Origin of the sequence: Heyndrickxia shackletonii (genome assembly GCF_001420715.1) — a bacterium.
Taxonomy (GTDB): Bacteria; Bacillota; Bacilli; order Bacillales; family Bacillaceae_C; genus Margalitia; species Margalitia shackletonii.
In genome coordinates this window covers 121,483-141,861 of sequence record NZ_LJJC01000015.1, presented here as the reverse complement: position 1 = coordinate 141,861, position 20,379 = coordinate 121,483, and the positions used below count along the sequence as shown (strand labels likewise).

The 20,379-nt window shown below is 35.4% G+C and carries 23 protein-coding genes; 21 read left to right on the top strand and 2 right to left on the bottom strand.

The genetic code is table 11. The features are described from left to right. The first annotated feature begins 54 nt into the window (after nucleotides 1-54). Nucleotides 55-1,464 carry a hypothetical protein gene (locus AN964_RS22430; RefSeq protein WP_055742029.1) on the top strand — a complete coding sequence of 470 codons (1,410 nt, stop codon included), beginning with the start codon at nucleotides 55-57 and terminating at the stop codon, nucleotides 1,462-1,464. Nucleotides 1,465-1,708: 244 nt separating this feature from the next. Here AN964_RS22430 and AN964_RS22425 read toward each other — a convergent pair whose 3' ends face one another. After that, nucleotides 1,709-2,953, bottom strand: a complete 1,245-nt coding sequence (locus AN964_RS22425; protein ID WP_055742028.1) for an ATP-binding protein — start codon at nucleotides 2,951-2,953, stop codon at nucleotides 1,709-1,711. Nucleotides 2,954-3,141: 188 nt separating this feature from the next. Here AN964_RS22425 and AN964_RS27580 point away from each other — a divergent pair, with 188 nt between their 5' ends. From AN964_RS27580 to AN964_RS26160, 20 genes are all read left to right on the top strand, one after another. After that, nucleotides 3,142-3,369 (top strand): hypothetical protein, encoded by a 228-nt coding sequence (locus tag AN964_RS27580; protein ID WP_235950755.1) that lies wholly within the window; start codon nucleotides 3,142-3,144, stop codon nucleotides 3,367-3,369. Nucleotides 3,370-3,374: 5 nt separating this feature from the next. Continuing rightward, on the top strand, nucleotides 3,375-3,575 hold the full coding sequence (locus AN964_RS27575) for a hypothetical protein (RefSeq protein WP_055742026.1): 201 nt from the start codon (nucleotides 3,375-3,377) through the stop codon (nucleotides 3,573-3,575). Nucleotides 3,576-3,601: 26 nt separating this feature from the next. Then, nucleotides 3,602-4,045: an ASCH domain-containing protein gene (locus AN964_RS22410; protein ID WP_055742025.1), complete on the top strand. Its 444-nt coding sequence runs from the start codon at nucleotides 3,602-3,604 to the stop codon at nucleotides 4,043-4,045. Nucleotides 4,046-4,167: 122 nt separating this feature from the next. Then, the gene (locus AN964_RS22405) at nucleotides 4,168-5,064 is read left to right on the top strand and encodes a phosphotransferase (RefSeq protein WP_161809308.1); all 897 of its coding nucleotides are present in this window, start codon (nucleotides 4,168-4,170) and stop codon (nucleotides 5,062-5,064) included. 40 nt (nucleotides 5,065-5,104) lie between these two features. After that, complete coding sequence (locus AN964_RS22400; protein WP_055742023.1) at nucleotides 5,105-5,728, top strand: histidine phosphatase family protein; 624 nt, start codon at nucleotides 5,105-5,107, stop codon at nucleotides 5,726-5,728. 38 nt (nucleotides 5,729-5,766) lie between these two features. Beyond that, complete coding sequence (locus tag AN964_RS22395) at nucleotides 5,767-6,660, top strand: alpha/beta hydrolase (protein WP_367592077.1); 894 nt, start codon at nucleotides 5,767-5,769, stop codon at nucleotides 6,658-6,660. Nucleotides 6,661-6,719: 59 nt separating this feature from the next. Next, the gene (locus AN964_RS22390) at nucleotides 6,720-7,304 is read left to right on the top strand and encodes a GNAT family N-acetyltransferase (RefSeq protein WP_055742021.1); all 585 of its coding nucleotides are present in this window, start codon (nucleotides 6,720-6,722) and stop codon (nucleotides 7,302-7,304) included. 791 nt (nucleotides 7,305-8,095) lie between these two features. Continuing rightward, the gene (locus tag AN964_RS22385) at nucleotides 8,096-9,721 is read left to right on the top strand and encodes a peptide ABC transporter substrate-binding protein (RefSeq protein ID WP_055742020.1); all 1,626 of its coding nucleotides are present in this window, start codon (nucleotides 8,096-8,098) and stop codon (nucleotides 9,719-9,721) included. A 130-nt stretch (nucleotides 9,722-9,851) separates the two neighbouring features. Then, nucleotides 9,852-10,787: an ABC transporter permease gene (locus AN964_RS22380; RefSeq protein WP_055742019.1), complete on the top strand. Its 936-nt coding sequence runs from the start codon at nucleotides 9,852-9,854 to the stop codon at nucleotides 10,785-10,787. Nucleotides 10,788-10,792: 5 nt separating this feature from the next. Continuing rightward, a complete protein-coding gene (locus tag AN964_RS22375) occupies nucleotides 10,793-11,731 on the top strand; it encodes an ABC transporter permease (protein ID WP_055742018.1) in 939 nt (312 codons plus the stop codon). Between the two features lie 45 nt (nucleotides 11,732-11,776). Next, nucleotides 11,777-13,810 carry an ABC transporter ATP-binding protein gene (locus tag AN964_RS27370; protein ID WP_055742017.1) on the top strand — a complete coding sequence of 678 codons (2,034 nt, stop codon included), beginning with the start codon at nucleotides 11,777-11,779 and terminating at the stop codon, nucleotides 13,808-13,810. 230 nt (nucleotides 13,811-14,040) lie between these two features. Then, nucleotides 14,041-14,580 carry a CcdC protein domain-containing protein gene (locus tag AN964_RS22365; protein WP_055742016.1) on the top strand — a complete coding sequence of 180 codons (540 nt, stop codon included), beginning with the start codon at nucleotides 14,041-14,043 and terminating at the stop codon, nucleotides 14,578-14,580. A 366-nt stretch (nucleotides 14,581-14,946) separates the two neighbouring features. After that, on the top strand, nucleotides 14,947-15,807 hold the full coding sequence (locus AN964_RS22360; RefSeq protein ID WP_055742015.1) for a GNAT family N-acetyltransferase: 861 nt from the start codon (nucleotides 14,947-14,949) through the stop codon (nucleotides 15,805-15,807). Nucleotides 15,808-15,983: 176 nt separating this feature from the next. Beyond that, nucleotides 15,984-16,595, top strand: a complete 612-nt coding sequence (locus AN964_RS22355; RefSeq protein WP_055742014.1) for a TetR/AcrR family transcriptional regulator — start codon at nucleotides 15,984-15,986, stop codon at nucleotides 16,593-16,595. Nucleotides 16,596-16,862: 267 nt separating this feature from the next. After that, the gene (locus AN964_RS22350; protein WP_126649973.1) at nucleotides 16,863-17,138 is read left to right on the top strand and encodes a GNAT family N-acetyltransferase; all 276 of its coding nucleotides are present in this window, start codon (nucleotides 16,863-16,865) and stop codon (nucleotides 17,136-17,138) included. A 68-nt stretch (nucleotides 17,139-17,206) separates the two neighbouring features. After that, nucleotides 17,207-17,485 carry a hypothetical protein gene (locus AN964_RS22345; protein WP_055742012.1) on the top strand — a complete coding sequence of 93 codons (279 nt, stop codon included), beginning with the start codon at nucleotides 17,207-17,209 and terminating at the stop codon, nucleotides 17,483-17,485. Between the two features lie 5 nt (nucleotides 17,486-17,490). Further along, complete coding sequence (locus tag AN964_RS27570; protein ID WP_083489517.1) at nucleotides 17,491-17,682, top strand: GNAT family N-acetyltransferase; 192 nt, start codon at nucleotides 17,491-17,493, stop codon at nucleotides 17,680-17,682. 44 nt (nucleotides 17,683-17,726) lie between these two features. Beyond that, complete coding sequence (locus AN964_RS22340) at nucleotides 17,727-18,188, top strand: ParB N-terminal domain-containing protein (RefSeq protein ID WP_055742011.1); 462 nt, start codon at nucleotides 17,727-17,729, stop codon at nucleotides 18,186-18,188. Between the two features lie 249 nt (nucleotides 18,189-18,437). Next, nucleotides 18,438-18,677: a hypothetical protein gene (locus AN964_RS22335; protein ID WP_055742010.1), complete on the top strand. Its 240-nt coding sequence runs from the start codon at nucleotides 18,438-18,440 to the stop codon at nucleotides 18,675-18,677. Nucleotides 18,678-18,746: 69 nt separating this feature from the next. Continuing rightward, complete coding sequence (locus AN964_RS26160; protein ID WP_126649976.1) at nucleotides 18,747-18,923, top strand: DUF4083 domain-containing protein; 177 nt, start codon at nucleotides 18,747-18,749, stop codon at nucleotides 18,921-18,923. Nucleotides 18,924-19,072: 149 nt separating this feature from the next. Here AN964_RS26160 and fabF read toward each other — a convergent pair whose 3' ends face one another. Then, nucleotides 19,073-20,308, bottom strand: coding sequence for a beta-ketoacyl-ACP synthase II (fabF, locus tag AN964_RS22330; RefSeq protein ID WP_055742009.1), 1,236 nt, complete (start codon nucleotides 20,306-20,308; stop codon nucleotides 19,073-19,075). Nucleotides 20,309-20,379 lie beyond the last annotated feature (71 nt).

The window sequence follows — 20,379 nt, the reverse complement described above, 5'->3', positions numbered from 1 at the left end:
GAGGGATTTTTCTAAAATACTAATTATTGTGAAATGACAGGTGAGATGACAAAGATGAGAAATGATAAAAAGATAGTTATTACTTTCATCATTATTATTTTATTAGCAGGTGCAGGGGGATACGGATTTATGAGTCATGCAAATGCTGTTAACGCGAATGAGCAGAAATTAATAGAAGAAATGAATACACAACGAATTCAAGCTGCCAAAGAAGAAATAATTAAATTATATGCAAATCCCAAAAAAGAGGCATTAGCCGCTGATTTATCAAAAAAAAAAATAGACAATGCTTTGGAAAAAGTAAAATTAGTAAAAGACATCAAGCTAAAATCCTCAATGGAAAATGAACTTAGTAAAATTCTATTTCTTTTTAATTTCCAAAAGGAGATACGCGAGTTATTGGAAAAAGGAGTAATTGCAAATGATGTTAAATTAACACAAATAACAACGATGAATAATAATTTTGACCAAGTAAAGGTAATAAATTCTAGAATTGCAGATACATATAAAAGTAATGTTCAAATAATAAATTCCCAGTTTAACGCAATCCAGGCCGCAAATAAAAAGGTACAATCCCTTTTTTCGGATTATAAAACTTTAACCGTTAAAGGAAGTGTTTCTAAAGTTCAATATTCGGATGCAATGAAGATGGTCGATTCAATTAAGAATACGAAGGCAAAAAATGATCTTAAAAATCTATTGGAAAAAGTAAACACTGTTTTAGTATCGAAAGAAAGAAAAGATGCTGTTAAGGATAATATAAGTAAGCAGAATCCTTCTATAAAAGAAAAACAACAAGGCCCTAGCAATTCTTCAACAAAGGGCAAACAGCAAAAGACTGCTTCCATCTCTTCTACAAGCAGCAAAGTGATAAAAAAAGAAACAGGACTTGCTGCTATAGTGGCACGAAGTCAGACGGCAAAAAAGACAAATCAGATCGTTACAGTAGTAGCCAGTGGAACGAATGCTCAAGTGACACTTCTAGAAAAAAGGAATGGAACATGGGAAAAAGTAATAACAACAAGCGGGCACGTTGGGAGCCAAGGGGTAGGAACCGCTAGTGAAAGCCTTAGTAGAACGCCAAAGGGGAGTTACAGCCTTGGATTTGCTTTCGGAACGAGCAATCCCGGTACCCAATTACCATTTAGAAAAATTACTCCAAAAAGTTATTGGATTTCAAACGTAAAGGATCCTCACTATAATTCTTGGCAAGAGAGAACATCATCCAGTACATATGATGAACATTTAGCCGATTATCCTATTCAATATCATTATGCAATAGTTATTAACTATCATAATGGTGTCGGGGGAGGTTCCGGGTTTTTCTTGCATTGTGATAATGGACGTCCTACAGCTGGATGCGTATCCGTACCTACAAGTGTTATGGCACAATTTATGAAGAGAATTCACTCTGGTGCCTATATTATTAATGTAACAAGTGAGAGCAATTTAGCTAACTACTAATAATCTAAATATCGGGATATGATTTTGCCCAAAACAATAGAAGTAATTATAGAGAGAAGTAGGTAAAAATCCTGTTTCTCTTTTTTTGCTAGACATATTTAGCCTGGAGAAATGTATGCAAGTTAATATGAATACAATTGATTCATCAGATATTAGCATTAATTAAGCCAATAGAAGAATTTTGAGGTAACGGGTACCAGCGGGAACAAAAATGGGACGATTCCCACTTCAAGGAGTCGTCCCATTAAGATTGACTGGGTATTTTTAAAAGAAAAGTCGTCCCTTTTCCTTTTTGACTATCGATTTCAATCGTCCCATTTACTTTATTGATGGTGCTGTATACCATGAGCATACCGAGTCCTGTTCCTTTTTCCTTCGTAGAATAATATGGTTTGCCTAAACGAGAAATTTGCTCTCGAGTCATGCCAATGCCCGTATCTTGAATTTTGATGATAATATGATGCTTTATTTCCGAGACATCAATCAGTAAAGTGCCGCCACCGGTGTCCTTCATCGCTTCAATTCCATTTTTATATAAATTAATTAAGCATTGTTGGATTTGATTTTGATCATATCTTGTATTAAGCGTGTTATTAAAATGAAATTGGACTTCCACTTGGTGCATACTAGCATATGGAATGATCAGATCTTTGGCATATTCAGTTTCTGCAAAGAAGTTCGAATAGACCATATTTTCGGATTGGGGTTTAGCAAAGGAAAGATAATTACTCACAATTTTCTCCGCTCGATTTAATTCTTGTAGAGATAATTCAATATATTTCCTTTCCTCCTGAGTGATGGTTTTTGATTTTTTTAAAAGCTGCAAAAATCCACTCGTAACCGTAAGCGGATTTCTAATTTCATGAGAAACGCTCGCTGACAACTCACTCACGACATTTAATCTCTCCGAGTGTATAAACTGTTCACGATTTTTCATATTCGTAATAATTTTCTCGATTAACACCATAATAACCAGCATTGCCCCTACGTTGGTTGTTATGGTTGAAATGGTTATATACCAGAAATCTCGATTTAGTTTTTCAAAAAATATACTTAAGGTGATCAAGTAAAATGCCACATTAAAAAAACATACAGCCCCCGCAAATAATACTCTACTTTTCGAATTCAATGGAACAAATTTACGATTTAATAATGGTATAATAAGGAAGACAACAGTCGAAAAGATCAAAGAATTAAGTGTCCCTTCTCCTCCGATGTAGGTTCGATATATATTTAATACGATATAGAGGGGAAAAGCATATTTGTAACCACCATAAAGGGCCATAATAATAAATGGGATGTATCGTAAATCAATAATAAAGCCAATGCTTAATTTAATAGGCACGGTGATACATAGAATCATTGTCGCCGCTGATAATAAAATTAGAATGATTTTATTATAAGAGTGTGGCCTATGCTCAAAAAATATTAAAAAGATTAAAACCGGAAACAGTAAAAATAAAAAGTTCAACAGTAAAGTTTCAAACAATGGAGTGTGCTTCCTTTCGGATCATATTCACCACTTCTATCTTACCAGAATTCGAAATTAACGTTAAGAAAGACAAGGGGTTAGATTTTCTGTTCGATTACCGCAACCTAATCCAAAGTGTTAGAAAATTAAAATTAGTGCATATAAAGGAAGGTAGGATACTGCTAATAGCAGGAATTAAAGGCAAAATGGTTATGCGTATTTTTAAAAGATTTGCTGCTTTTGTATCAAATCTTGGATTGAAAACAGGGATGGGGAAAAGGATAGTGTATCAAACGATAAAAACATATTTTGAAAAATTAAGTGATCCAAATAAATACGTTCAAGACGAAGCATTCCAATATATTCTTTCTGTTACAGAGAAAGAAGTGAATTGGGCGTACGAGGTTTGGGTGGTACTTTACAAAAGGAGATAGTAACGTTGCATCTGGTAAACAGATTTATTTCCTGTAAATCTGAACAGAACTATACTTTAATACGCTGTGACATCATTCAAGGACTTAGGAAATTATATGACCATGTTCAAGACGAAATCATAAAAGATGCGGGATTAAGACTAATAGAGAGTGAAGAAATCCTAGAATATCGAAAAAAATACGCCGCTGAATGGAAAAATGTTTAAGAAAAAATGTAAAGGTGGAATAACAAATGAATCATGAAGCACAAATGTATTGGGATCATTTTTGGGGAAACAGGATAAAACCTCAATCTGTGAGTGCATGGCAATTTGGAGCAGATCCAGATAATCTTGCGCAATTGGTGGTAGAAGGAATTAAAACAGCCACATGTTCTGCCCATATCTTTTATGAATTGGAAAATGAACCACTTCCGACAACAGATGATTATAGCATTATATTAAACAGTCAGGATAAACCGGTAGCCATTATTAAAACAATAGATGTTAAGGTTTTACCAATGAATGAAGTCCCGGAAGAATTCGCTGTTGCAGAAGGTGAAGGGGATCGAACTTATCGATACTGGAAAGAGGCGCACGAAAAATTCTTTCAATCTGAACTAAAGAAAATAGGAAAAGAATTCCGAGAAGATATGTTGCTGGTTTGCGAGCGTTTTGAGGTAGTAGATATTAAATGATAGAAAGCGAGGAATTGATGATAAAAACCATAATGAAGTCCCCCGAAAGTATTTATTTGGATATAAAAGATACTATAGAAAATTTATTTGGTTTGCACATATATACACGGGCGCAGTTCAGTTTGGGGTTACTAAATCTGAAGTGGAAAGTAGAGACCGAAGAAGGAATATTTGTTATTAAGCAGTTTAGTAAGGAACGATATGAGAAGTATGACCTAAAACAAGTTTCTTCAGAACAAAATATAGCCATTCAGGAACAATTAAGGCAATACGAAAATGGAACACCTTGTCCTAAAGTTTTAACACATAATGGAAATGTTATACACACCTCCACTAGTGGTGAACGATTTATCATTATGGAACATATGACTGGAGATAACATGCTGCCGGGAACGTTAAATGAAAATCAAATGTATAGCCTGGGGAAAATAACTGGGCAAATGCACAATGTTTTTAACGATGGTACACACGGAGTTGCAAAAACTCCTAAATTTATTCCTCCAAGCCGTCAACAACGATTAGAACATTGGAAAACACTCTATCAAAGAGTGCAAGAAAACAATCCATTAACGAGATTAGTAGAAATGCAAATCAGAGCAACAGAACATTTTGATTTGGAATGGATTAGTTCTTGTGATCCAGGCTGGGGACATAGAGACTTGTGGGTAGACAATCTATTATTTAATGGGGATCATCTATCAGCCATTCTCGATTTTGACCGTTTTGCATTCGATTATCCTGAATTGGATATTGCAAGAGCCATAATGTCTGGTGTATTGAAAGATAAGCAGTTTCATGGAAATTCCGCCATTGCGTTCATAGATGGCTATAAAACAAAACGTAAACTTAAGAGCGGAACTGTGGTTCGTTCTCTTCAATTATTGTGGTATTTAGAAAGTGTTTGGTGGGTTACACCTCAATTAAATCAAGAAAGGTATCAAGAGGTTCAATTTCAAAATGAAATGACATGGTTAGCAGAAAATCTTTTGGAATTGTCTGAGATGTTTGGGGATATTTAAGTGGTTCATAAGAACGAATTTATTAAAGTGAGGTAGTCTGATGATAACACTCTATATAACAAGACACGGTGAAACAGAATGGAATACGCAAAATAGAATGCAAGGATGGAAGGATTCCAACTTAACAGAGAACGGGATTAAAAACGCTATAGAATTAGGAGAAAGACTCAAGGATACATCTTTTTCCGCCATTTATTCTAGCCCCAGCGGAAGGACTGTAACAACAACTAAAATGATTTGTGGCGATAGAAATATTCCTATTATTTATGAGGATAATTTAAAGGAAATATTTCTTGGGGAATGGGAAGGAAAAACGAAAGAAAGCATTAAAGAAAACTATCCAAATGACTACAATGCTTTTTGGAATTGCCCTCATCTGTATACCCCTGCACAAGGAGAAAGTATTGCTGATGTTAAAGAAAGGGTATTAAAAGTATTAGAACGTATCCAAAAGGAGCATTCATCGGGAAACATATTAATCGTTACCCATTCCATTGTTATTAAATGTTTATTACTGATTTTTAAAGGTCTTTCAATCGAAAGACTTTGGAATCCACCATTTATTCATGATACTAGTTTGACCATAGTGGAACTAGATAAGGAGAATATTAGACTTGTCCTAGAAGGGGATATATCTCATAGAAGTGCTATAGCTACGAATTAGATGAAATAGAATAAGTAAATACTTAGAGGTGACCCAAAATTAATACCTTTTTAACCATATATAAAAATAAAATCGAGATTCAACAAAAAGGATATAGCGGAACACCAATTATCATTCTTACAGGGATGGGTTGTTCATTTGATGAATGGCATGAGATTACGGAAACATTAAGTAAAACGAACAGAGTTTTTATGTTTCATAGACCAGGACTTGGCGAAAGTGAAATTGGTAATGAGGTACGTAATACGGAAGCGGTAGTAAATGAAATGCAGGAAATGATGAGGCTTCTTGAAATCGATGAACAGATACTATTGGTTGGGCATTCATATGGCGGATTATGTGCACAGCATTTTGTCCAATTACATCCTGAAAATGTTAAAGGAATCGTTTTAGTCGATTCAACATCCGTTGATTTAAGAATCTTAGACGAATTAGATTTACCTGTTTTAAATGAGGATTCGGATGAGAAGTGGATGGAAAAGTGTCTATTATATTCAAATATGAACCAAGAAGAATTAAGAAAGATGATTAACCCGTCCCTTTCGGAAAAACAAAAGCTTTTTCCATTACAAATTCAACATCGCTTGATGGATTTTCAAACAAATCCTAATTTGTATAAGGCAATGTATTCTGAGATTTCTAATTGGAAAAATGATGCTGAAATCATAAAGAATATAGGAGACTTTCCTGATAAACCCTTAATCATCATCGGAAGGGATAAGGAATTTAACATTCAATTAGGAGTTCAAGATGGATTGCCAGAATGGGAAATAAGATTACTTGAAGAAAAATGGCAAGAACTTATATTGGAACAGGAAAAACTTACAAATGTTAGTGAATTGGTTTTTGCGAAAAGATCTAGCCATTCTGTCCATATGGATAGACCAGACGTAATTATTGATGCAATAAAAAGGATTCAAAGCAGATTATAATGTGAAAGTTTACTAAATTAGTGGAAATCGCAGTACTTTCCCCAGAAGGGATGAGTCTAATGCTTAATAAGTCTATTCCTTATTTTAATGTCATTATGAAAAGACGTTCGGGTATGAAAATACCCAAATCCCCCTTGCTGCCACCAGGTTTCTCCTTCGTATTTTTTTCTGAAGGAAAAGAAGAGAAGTGGGCAGAGATCGAAGCATCCGTTGGAGAGTTTTCTACAATTAAAGAAGGATTAAACTATTTTCAGGCAAACTATTTGCCGTTTTTGGACGATCTGAAAAAAAGGTTGCTGTTCGTACAGAATGAGAACGGGGAGGAAATTGGTACGATAACAAGTTGGTGGAATATGTCAGCAAATGATCGGGTTCCATCCATCCATTGGTTTGCAGTGAAGGAAAATTACCAGGGTTTAGGGATTGGGAAGGCGCTGGTCTTTGAGTCAATTAAAACACTTTCCATTCTTGAAGGAAACAAAGATATCTATTTGCATACACAAACTTGGAGTTATAAAGCAATTGGGTTATACCAAAAGTTTGGATTTGAAATCGTAAGCGATGAAAGCTTTGGACATTATAAAAATGATTATGAATCAGCGATGCCCATTTTAAGAGAACTATTTAATGATAAATCCAATTAACAGTTAAACTTTACATTATTTATGGAATTTTTCTAGAAAGAACAAACTAATCACGGAAAAGGAGAATATATTTTCAGATAAAACTCCAATACTGGGTGTATTCCCACGGGTTTTTGTAGAAAACATAAATGGACATGAAGGCGGCTTCCCTGGAGTTAGTAATTGGTTAGACAAATATCTCAATGAAAACTATATTTTTATCGTTCTTGCAAATGACGATAATCGTAGGACAGTATTAACAAAAATAAGAAAACTATTAACCGCCACTTAAGAGATAGGTAGGGAGGACAGGTACCTCGTCCTTCTTTTTTTTATGGATTTTGATCTATAAAACTCTCATGTTTATACTTAATCCATCGCACAAGAAAGTTTTACCCTCTATCAGTCATTCTTCCTAAAAAATATGCATTTCTAATTTAATTTAAAAACCTTGGGAAAAGGGACCTAACTATCCATCCTGATACAGATCCAATGACCTATCTTAATTTTCAGATTCAGTTCCAAAACACAACTTTCGTCATAATTCAAACTATTTATAATATTTATAAAATTCTGTTGACCATCTTTCCGTAACTTTGTATAATATTTTTAATGTTAATCAATCTTACATATGTATTGGGAACTAGAATATTTAAGACATAATTGCATATGTGTAAGGTTCATTAACGTATTTTTATGTTAGGAATGCTTAAACTCTATGAAAATCCAATTTTCACCATCATATGAGTGACTGCATCCTATTATTCTACTTTTTAGACAAGCTTTAGCACTTTAAACTAAGGGGGAGTATGATGAGAAAGGCATGGATTAGTAGCGTTTCATTGGTTGTATTGCTAACACTCATACTGAGTGGATGTGGTGGTTTTACGTCCAGTAATGGAAATGGCGGCACTGAAAAAGCAAAAGATAGTGTTTTAAATTTAGCATTAGAATCTGATATTCCGGATTTGAACCAAGTGAAAACAACGGATGGAACCTCCTTCACTATTTTAAATAATACGCTGGAAGGTCTATATCGTTTGGATCAAGATAACCAGCCACAGCCGGCTATGGCAAAAAGCGTCGATATTTCAGATGATAAGCTTACGTATACTTTCCACCTAAGAGACGGAATTAAATGGAGCAATGGTGATCCTGTAACTGCAGCCGATTTTAAATATTCTTGGCTTAAAGCCTTGGATCCGAATACAGCCAGCCAGTATGCATTTATCATCGCTCAATTTGTAAAAGGTGCAGCGGATTATAATGCTGGAAAAGCGGATGCTTCAGCAGTCGCTGTTGAAGCAAAAGATGATAAAACACTTGTAGTCACATTAAATCAGCCAACACCTTTCTTCCTAAGTTTAACTGCATTTGTCACGTATTTTCCCTTGAATCAAAAATTTGTTGAAAAAGTTGGATTTGACAAATTCGCACTTACAGCAGACAGCATCCTCTACAATGGTCCTTATGTTATAACCTCTTATGATCAAGCAAAAGGTGTCACTTTAAAGAAAAACGATAAATATTGGGATAAAAAGAATGTCCAAGTCCAGACAGTGAATATGGATGTTCTTAAGGAAGCAAGCACTGCCTTAAATCTATATGAATCAGGTAAGTTGGATAAGGTATATCTTCAATCTTCAGATGTTAATTCTTATAAAGATAAAGAAGGTTTTGGTACGGAAACTATGTTCCGAACTTATTTCACACAAGCGAACCTTAAGAAAAAGCCTTTTGATAATCAAAAAATTAGAAAAGCCTTTCAATTGGCAGTGGAACCGAAAATTTTAACGGATACCATTCTAAATAACGGATCATTGCCTGGAACGGGACTTGTTCCAGCAGGTATGAATGGTACGGATGGTAAAACCTACCGTGAACTTGCAGGGGATGTATTTAAACCAGATGTTGCAAAGGCAAAAGAATTATTAGCCGAAGGAATTAAAGAAAGCGGTAAATTACCGAAGATTGAGCTATTAGTATCAGACGATTCAGTATCAAAAGATACAGCTACCTTCCTTCAAAGCGAATATAAGAAAAATCTTGGAGTTGACGTATCCATCGTAACGAAGCCTTTCAGCGGAAGATTAGAAGCAATGCGTAATGGAGACTTTACGCTAGCCGTGAACAGATGGGGTGCAGATTATAATGACCCATTAACCTTCATGTACGAATGGGTAGATCCAAAAACGCAATCTCGAGGTAATTATAACAACAAGGAATATAATGCTTTAGTCGATGGAGCACAGGTTGAAAAAGATGAGAACAAGCGTATAGATATGTTTGTTCAAGCTGAGAAACTATTAATCGAAGATGGTAACATGACTCCGCTTTATTTTGATGGAAGAGCCTATATGATTAATCCAAAAGTCAAAGGATTAAAGATTGCTCCAGGAGCAACGCTAGAACTTAAATATGTAAAAATAGATAAATAACTCCGATTAGGAGGGGATCCTTCTATCCCCTCCTAATCTATTTCTATTAACAACATATGACTCCAGCAGATTAGGAGAAACTTTTACATTAATTGATTTTCTACCTTAAATGGAAAGATGAGGTGTTTTCATGAAAAAGTTTATCGGGATTAAAATCGTGAATATTATCGTCACGTTATGGATAATTGCAACCATCACATTTTTCTTAATGAAGATGCTTCCAGGCTCCCCTTTTAATGAGGAAAAGCTGGCCACTCTTTCACAGGAGCAACGAATTGAATTTTTGGCAAAGTACGGGCTAGATAAACCAGTATATGTTCAATACGGAAGGTATCTAGAAAACTTAGTCAAAGGTGATCTTGGAGTTTCCTATTATTATAAAGGACAATCCGTAAACGAATTGCTTGCCAAACGTATTGTTCCGTCTGCTTTATTAGGAGCACAAGCAGTTATTCTTGGATTGTCGATAGGACTTATTTTAGGGATGGTCGCTGCATTAAAGCATAATTCATTTTGGGATTATTTGACCATGTTTATTGCGGTAATAGGGGTTTCGATTCCGAATTTTGTTTTTGCAGCATTACTGCAATATTATGTTGGTTTGAAGTGGGGAATCCTGCCCGTTGCCTTTTGGGAAGGCTATGATAGCTCGATACTGCCAACCATTGCGCTATCCTTAATGATTGTCGCTTTAATTGCTCGTTTCATGAGAACGGAAATGATAGATGTCCTTCAGCAAGACTATATTTTAACAGCGAAATCAAAGGGACTAAGCGCATGGACAGTCATTATCAAACATGCTGTTCGTAATGCGATGATACCGGTTATCACCATTTTGGGTCCTGTGGCGGTAAGCATTTTAACTGGCTCATTAGTAATTGAAAGTATCTTCAGTATCCCTGGAATTGGTAGTTTGTTCGTTGATTCCATTAAGTTTAATGATTATACAACCATCATGGGTGTAACCCTTTTCTACAGCGCGTTTTTCATTTTAACCATGCTCGTAATAGACCTTCTATATAGTGTTATTGATCCAAGGATTCGAATTAGTGGAGCAAAGGGGTGAGATAAATGGCGGAAGCAAACCGAAAAATGGATTCCCTGCCTGATGAATTGTTTCAAGTAGTCGGCAGGAAACATGAGGATATTGAAAAAATTTCGAGGCCATCCTTATCCTTTATGAAGGATAGCTGGATTCGGCTTAAAAAAAATAAGGCTGCAATTGTCAGCATAGTTATTTTAGCCCTCATTATTATATTGGCTATTGTGGGTCCATATATGAATCACTATAACTATTATCAAACGGACTATTCTAAAACCTATCAGTCTCCTAATAGTAATCACTGGCTTGGAACGGATAAATTTGGACGGGATCAATGGACACGGATATGGGACGGGACAAGAATTTCACTTTATATTGCTTTTTTAGCAAGTATTTTAGATTTAACGATTGGTGTTACCTTTGGAGCAGTATCCGCTTTATTTGGCGGAAAAGTAGATAGCTTTATGCAAAGAGTGATTGAAGTTTTAGTAGGAATTCCTCACCTTGTCATCGTGATTCTATTAATTATGATGATGAAACCAGGGATCATCACCATTACAGTCGCGATGGTTATCACAGGTTGGGTCAATATGGCGAGGCTTGTTCGTGCCCAGATTTTTAAGTATAAAAATCAGGAATTTATCCTCGCATCTCGCTCATTAGGGGCAGGCAATAAACGAATTATTATGAATCATATGATTCCGAATACGATTGGATTAATCATTATTAATATGATGTTTACAATTCCTAGTGCGATTTTTACCGAAGCGTTTCTTAGCTTCATTGGACTTGGTTTGCAAGAGCCTGCAGCCTCCTTGGGGGTACTGATTAACGATGGTTTTAGAGCGATGCGGAATCAATTTTATCTTTTATTATATCCAGCGATTATCATTACGGCATTAATGGTGTGTTTTAACTTATTGGCGGACGGATTAAGAGATGCCTTTGATCCAAAAATGCGGAAATAGATATGAAAGCCTATCATAATGAGAGTTTTTAGGGAGGCACAAAGTATGGAAAACATTTTAGAAGTGAAGGATCTCCATGTTTCTTTTAAAACATATGCCGGGACGGTCCGCGCTATTCGAGGTGTTAATTTTACCTTGAAAAAAGGGGAAACATTAGCAATCGTTGGCGAATCAGGATCGGGAAAATCCGTTACCTCCAGGGCTATTATGCGATTATTGCCGGAAGGAATTTCCTCTATCGATCAAGGGGAGATTTGGTTTAATAGGCAAAATTTAGTGCAGTTGTCCGAAAGAAAAATGCAGAGTATTCGCGGTTCAGAGATTTCTATGATTTTCCAAGACCCGATGACAGCTCTTAATCCAACGATGAAGGTTGGAAAACAAGTTGCGGAAAGTGTTATCAAGCATCAAAAATTAAGTAAAAGTAAAGCAAAAGAAATCGCAATGGAACTCTTTCAATTAGTCGGAATCCCCAATGCAGAAATGAGATTTAACCAATATCCCCATCAATTTTCAGGCGGTATGCGTCAACGTATTATGATTGCCCTTGCCTTGGCATGTAATCCGAAAATTTTAATAGCTGATGAACCGACAACTGCCTTAGATGTTACCATTCAGGCACAGATTTTAGATCTATTAAAGGATATTCAGAAAAAGACGGGAACTGCGATTATCTTAATTACACATGACTTGGGGGTAGTAGCGAATATTGCAGATTCCGTAGCCATTATGTATGCAGGGAAAATTGTTGAAAAAGGCACTGTGGATGATGTTTTTTACGATCCAAAGCATCCATATAATTGGGGACTGCTTAGTTCTATGCCAAGTTTAGATACCACAGGCGAATTAATTTCCATACCTGGTTCTCCGCCGGACTTAATGGATCCGCCAAAAGGCGATCCGTTTGCTCCAAGGAACGAATATGCATTGGCTATTGATTATGAGCTAGAGCCTCCGATGTATAAGGTTTCTGAAACCCACTATGCAGCAAGCTGGCTGCTCCATGAGAAAGCGCCTAAAGTTACTCCTCCTATTACGGTGAATGAAAAAGGCATTACATTGGTTAAAAAAGATGAATCATCCGTTGCGTTAATGGAACGTCATCCATCCAATGAACCAATTATGGAAGTGAAAAACTTAACGAAGTATTTTACATTAGGTGGACAAATTACGTTAAAGGCTGTAGATAATGTTAGTTTTCAAATTATGAAGGGGGAAACATTCGGACTTGTAGGAGAATCAGGATGCGGCAAATCTACAACTGGTCGAACGATTCTAAAGCTATATGAAGCTACAGGTGGAGAGGTAATTTTTAATCAGCAGCCGATACATGGTAGTTTAAACAATACAGAAAAAAATCGCGTTCATCGGAAAATGCAGATGGTGTTTCAGGATCCTTATGCATCCTTGGATCCACGTAAAACGGTGGAAGATATTATTGCAGAAGGGATGGATATTCATCATTTATATGAAACCAAGAAAGAAAGAGCGGATAAGGTTCAGCAATTGTTGGAACTGGTAGGACTTCAAAAAGAGCATGCGAGCAGATATCCGCATGAGTTCTCAGGAGGACAGCGTCAACGTATTGGGATTGCCAGGGCCCTTGCGGTGCAGCCGGAGTTCATGATTCTTGATGAACCGATTTCCGCACTGGATGTTTCCATTCAAGCGCAGGTAGTAAATCTTTTAAAGAAGCTACAAAAAGAAAAGGGGTTAACCTACCTGTTTATTGCCCATGATTTATCGATGGTAAAATACATCAGCGACCGTATTGGTGTAATGTATTTAGGAAATATAGTGGAAATGGCCCCATCAGAAGAACTATATCGTGAACCATTACATCCTTACACACAAGCGCTACTGTCGGCTATTCCAATACCAAATCCAAAGGTAGAACGCCGCAGGGAACGGATTGTCCTAAACAGTGATCTGCCAAGTGCAATCGATCCACCATCCGGCTGCCGATTCCGCACACGCTGTCCAATCGCCACCGAAAAATGCAAAGAAGTTCCAGAATGGCGCGAAGTCCGCGAAGGCCGCTGGGTCGCATGCCATTTCAGCGAAACCCTAATGAAATGACGTCGGAGAGATAGGTCCATCATCCGCTTTTTTAACAAGTGCGGAAATGGAGCGAAATGTTTTAAGTCCCGTTCCTTGAGTGCAATACAATATTATCAATTTATCGAAAAAAATCTCTATCCTCCGATAGAGATTTTATTTTCGCATTCTATCTTAAGGTAGATGATTATTGGAGGTTTTCAAGGTAAGATAGTAACAACAAAAATATTTGTTTAAAAATGGAGGGTACGATGAATCAGCATTCATACAATATTATTTTTATTATCGCTTTAATTTTATGGATTATTTATAGACGTGTACGACGAAATATTGGGTGGCAACATTTGAATCAGGGGAAAATGTTATTTAGAATGATTTTATTTTTTATTATTGGACTAATATTTTTCGCAGCCGGGATTGCCCATCCAGTCAGCTTAATATCTGACATTGTCGGAATTATTTTAGGAATTATTCTTGCTTATTATGGTTCATCCATAACTAGTTTTGAGCAAAGAGAAGATCGTTTATATTACCGTCCTAATATTTGGATTGGGAGCATTGTTACTTTTCTATTTCTTGCTCGATTTGTTTATCGATTTTACGGAATATTCGTAGGCGGAACCTATGCAAAGTTACAACAAGGGCAACCGAATGATTTTCAAAATATCGGTTACTCTGTAGGCAATTCCTGGACTTCAGGGCTAATGCTAATCATGTTTGCTTATTATATTGTCTACTATATGATTTTGCTAAGAAAACAGAAACAGATCCCCCATTTAGAAGGAAAATAATACAGAATTGAGAATCCGACTAATGAGTAGTTGTCATAAGCAGTAATTGTCAACGAATCATTATGGGAAAGCATTGGTTCTTATGAGGTTGTCCCCGTCCTATTTGGACGGGGAACTTTTTTACGTTAAAGTTTTTTGCATTTTCCACAACTAAAAGTTCTGTTTTTATCGAAGAGACATAATTAGATGAATAAAAACGTTTATAAAGAGAGGAGTATCATTCATTAAATCGAAGGTTATTAAATGATAACTCCAAAAGTTATGATTATTTGCGCTATACAATTTCGGAACTCTCAGATAAAATAAAAACTATATAGTCGGTTTTTTTAGAAATTTAAAAACAAATATTAAAAAGGAGTGGAGTATATGGTGGCTAATAATACTCAAATTCGGTATGAAAAATGTTCAGCTGTAGAGGATCGTTTTATTTTTCAAGCGTTTATGGATGGCTTTTCTGATTACATAGTAAAATTTCAATTTACAATGGAAAGTTTTCTTAGTCGTTTTTTTGGCCCAGAAGGTAACAGTCGAGAAATTTCCTTTATTGCTTTTGATCAGGAACAACCAGTAGGGGTTATACTTGGTGGGATTAAAAATTATGAGTCAATAAAAACGCTGAGATGTGGGGCTCTGGCTATTCACCCTAATTACAGAGGGAAAAAAATCAGCCAAAAATTAATGGAACTCCACGAGGAAGCAGCAATCCAACAGGGATGTAAACAATTATTTCTTGAAGTGATTGTAGGTAATGACCGTGCAATAAATTTTTATCAAAAATTAGGTTATGAAAAAATATATGACATTGTCTATTATACGAATACCGAAGCGAAGCAATTAAATACACATTCTGTTTTCAATGTGGAAAAAATAGATTTTGCGGAGTTTAAGAAAAATATACAAGAATGGAATTATCATATTAATTGGCAAAATGACCTAGAATTTATTGTTCAAATTCCAACTAACCACTATTATGCTGTCTTTGAAAATGGAAGAACTGCAGGTGCTCTCTCGATAGGAGAAAGCGGAAATATTAACTTTTTAATGGTGGATAAGGGCTTTAGAGGAAAAGGTATTGGAACAAAACTTTTACAAGAGGCAGTTAAAGACCTTCAATTAACCAAAATGTCAGCTGGATTTCCAAATAACAGTCTGCTTGAAGGTTTCTTTAAAAAGCATGGTTTTACGAAAGGGTCTTTACAACAGTATGAAATGTATAAGTTGATTTAAAAATATGATATTTCCTTAGTAGCGGAAATCATTTCTTAGAAAAAGAAACTCCTTTAGTCATAGATTCTTCTGGAATTCATGTAAATATAAAGGAAAATGATGATTAGAAAAAAATGATGCATTTTAACCTAAAAATACATTAAATGGTTTTCAGTACTTGATTAGGAGATGGTTAAATGCCAAAGGTTTCTGAGTCTTATAAAGAAAAAAAGAGACAGTTAATTATGGAAAATGCATTAATTTTATTTGGAGAAAAAGGGTATGAATTAACGACAATAGATGATATTGGATTAAAATCCGGAATTAGTAAAGGAATGGTTTATACTTATTTTAAGAGTAAGGAAGATCTATATATTACTTCCATGCAACAAAGGACAAACCATACATTTAGTAAGTTGCAAGAACGGTTTAAAAAATTTAGTTCAGCTGATGAGAAAATTGTTGAGCTATTACGTGTCTATAGAGAAGCTGTTACTACAACTGAGGGATGGACTAACATTATTCGAGTTGACCTAGAATTTTGGATTAATTCATCAAGATATGATCATTTAAGAAATATTATGAAAGAGCATTTTAAAAATCAAATGCTACATTTCCTGATCCAAATAATTCAAGAAGGCCAGAAAAATGGAGAATTCAAAAGAGAGGTAGAAACTGAAACGTTTGCAAGTTTATTTTGGGCAATGCTTGATGGTATTTGCTTACATTATGCTGTAATAGATAAGGAATATGATTATAGAGGTAATTTTTTACTTGCAGAAAAAATGATTCTGCAATATTTAAAATGATTATAAAAAATATTTACTATCAATATTTCGTATGGAGAAGGGTACTGTTCTATTCCTGCTGTAGAACGGTACCCATTCTTTAGTAAAACCGATAAAGTCCTCAAAAATTAATTGTAAAAAGAGGATATCCTATCCAACCTCTAGCTTCTTCTAAAAAATTGAAACAATCTTCCTAAATATCACGTAATATAGTACAAACGATTTTTGAGGTGTTCGGGTGATTCAACATTCTATGATAGGCAATGGTTCTAGTGGCTATGGCAGTGAATTAAAGAATATTCGCTTGATGTATACAGAAAAAAGGGGATTGCAACGAATATCATTATAGAGTTGGAAAAAGCAGCTTTACAAAAGGGGGCTAATACGATCGGTATTGGTGTAGGTCTTTTTAAGGACTACGGAAGTGCACAGAGACTATATACGAAATTGGGATATATTCCAGATGGGAATGGAATTCAATATGATGGTAAACCAGTTCAGAAGGGTACATATGTTTTTGTAGATGATGATTTAGTTTTATATTATACGAAAAAATTGGTTTGAGTTTATATATTGGAAAATGAATGGTTTCTTTTATACTTTAAGTATTTAAAAAAAAGGGTGAGCTACAAATGAATTTATCCATACGTGATGCAAATGAAGAGGATATTCAGGATATTATCCATCTTAGAAGACAGCTGGATGATTATCATGTTAAGTTGAGACCGGATGTATTTATTAATGAAAATTTATATGATGAAAAAGACGTTAAGCAATATTTCCAGGCAAAAAAGTCAAAAGTTATCGTGGTGGAAGATCTAATGACGAAAGAAATAATTGGTTATTCCGTTTTAAACGCTGAGAATGTAGAAAAAAAGTCTATTTTAATAATAGATCCTTCCTTTATGTAAACGAGATTTCTAAAAGAAAGGATAGGAGAGGGAAAGGTATCGGTAAATTCGTTTTTGAATATATTATTGATTATGCAAAAAACATGGGCGTTGAATCGATAGAATTAGATGTTTATGAATGTAATGAGACTGCTGTGCATTTATATAAATCAATGGGAATGAATAATAGATATAGTCGGATGGAATTAAAGCTATAATTCTTATTACAAGAAAAATTTGGACGTGTTTTAGGGGGGCTTTCATGCAACTTTTGACATTTAGTGTGGAAGAAGCAAAAAATTTTTCTGAACAAGGATGTATGGAGGAATGGGTACATATTTTCCTTAAAACTGTTGGAGAAAATAAGGAATTTTCAAACGGATTAAAACTAGAAAGACGATATTGGCTAGGTCCAATATTGATTTCGTTGAACGAAATCAATAGGTGCTGTGGGCCAGAGGGAAACATGGAATATCAAGTTCCAAATACAGAATGGGAAAATCAGATAAAGAAATTTTGTGAAATGCTGGAGAAAGGGTGGGAGTGCCCGCCTTTAATCGTCCAGCATCAATCAGGAAAATTAATCATCAATGATGGAAACCATCGTTATGAAGCAATGAAAAGGCTAGGATTTAAAGAGTGTTGGGTAATTTTATGGGATACAAAAACACCTGAGTATATTAATAAATATGTTAATGACTCCTATTGTCGAAAAAAGGTTTGAAATATTAACAACGGATCGCAGTCAATGTAAGATTCTAGTGAATATGAATCTATAATAATAAATTTTTCTTTTAATAATATAATCATTTTTCAACACGAGTAAAACAAAGATATATATCTAGTTTTTCTTGTGTTTTTTTATTATAGACATTTTGTCTCTTTATATATGAAGTCTTGTTTGTTTGAAAATGCTTTATCCTGAATCTTTTTACGATGTGAAACGTATTTATTGTTAGAAGGAGGGATGCGCATGAAAAAATATATATTATTTTTTGGAGTGTTTGTGTCTGTATTTCTGGTATTGCAGATTTTTTCCGGAATGCTGCTAACATTGTTTTACACACCAAGTATATCTTTGGATGGCAATGCAGCATTATCATCCACTGTAGAATTTGGTAATATTAACATTATTCCAACCATTATCTTTGCGTTTATCGCATTAGCAGCATCATTTATAAGTACCAAACTTCTAAGCAAAAAGATGGGATAGAGGGACAGTTCCCTCGTCCCATTTTTTCTAAAGGGTCTTAAAATGATTCGACCATGAAAGGAGACATATATGCACGGTCATTTAAATACTGGGGATATTATTTTTCAATTATTTACGTTTTGTATCCCAATTGTTTTTTTAGTTTTTATTATTAGTTTTATTGTTTCTAATAAAAATAGGAAAAAGCAATTAAAACGGATAGAGGAAAAATTAGATTTACTGCAAAATAAGGATAGTTTGGAATAGGGGACAAGTCTAGGTCCAAGTTCCTCTCTACTCATATTCATACGTAAATGAGTTGGGACAACGAACCTGTCCCTTCAGACCATTCTGAAGAGCCTGTTTTGAAATTCAGGCCCTAAAAATGGTCATACAGCTAATTTGTATCAGGGTTATTATTCATATTTTTTTAATAGGATAGCCGAGTTATGTCCGCCAAATCCAAAAGAGTTGGACAATCCTATGTTCAATGTCATTTTCCTTGCACCCTCTGGAACATAGTCCAAGTCACAATCCGGGTCTGGATTTTCCAAATTAATAGTTGGTGGAACAATATCTTCCCTTAAGCTTTTGACTAGGGCAATTGCTTCGACTCCTCCAGATGCTCCAAACATATGCCCAATCATCGATTTGTTGGCCGTAACAGGAATGCGATAAGCATTATCTCCGAACAACTTCTTAATAGCGAGTGTTTCGGAATAATCGCCCACCTGTGTACTTGTTGCATGTGCGCTAATTACATCAATTGATTCCGGTGATAAATTAGCTTTTCTTAATGCACTTTTCATTGCCATATAGGCACCAGTTCCTTCTGGATGTGAAGCTACCATGTGGTAGGCATCTGAACTCGCCCCATATCCAATCACTTCACATAAAATAGGTGCATTTCTTCGCATGGCATGCTCTAACGATTCAAGAACTAATATTCCCGCACCTTCACTCATAACAAAACCATCTCTTTTTGCATCGAAAGGCCGACTAGCCAAAGCAGGTTCTTCATTCTTTGTTGATAAAGCTTTCGCATTTCCAAAGCTTGCTAATGACAAAGTGGTAATGGCTGCCTCTGCACCGCCTGCAATCATTACATCAGCATCCCCCATACGAATGAGGTTGAATGCCTCACCAATAGATGTGTTTCCTATCGAACATGCTGTAACTGGGGACAAAGATGGACCAAGTGCACCAAATTTAATACTGATTTGGGCTGCTGCCGCATTTGGAATCATCATTGGTACTAAAGTAGGGCTTACCCTATTAGGGCCTCTTTCGTTTAGAATATTTACATTATCGATTAAGGTTTGGATTCCTCCGATTCCAGAACCAACATATACCCCAAATCTTTCACGATCTAATTGATCCAGATTTAATTGAGAACTACTGATTGCTTCTTCTGCTGCTGCAAGGGCAAACTGACTAAAGCGATCTAAGTGTCTTGCTTCTTTTGCTCCCCATCTTTCTTTGGCATCGAAGTTACGAACAATTCCTCCGATTTTTGTTTTAGAATTAGAAACATCAAAAGTATCAATGGTAGATATTCCTGATTTGCCATTTAATAAATTTCCCCAGAAGGTTTCAACATCATTTCCTAATGGAGAGACTACACCCATTCCTGTAATTACAACTCTTTTCATTGTAATACCTCCTAATTTTTCCTTTTTCTTTATTTTAACTCGCCATTATCCTATTACAAGTTGTGGTTTAT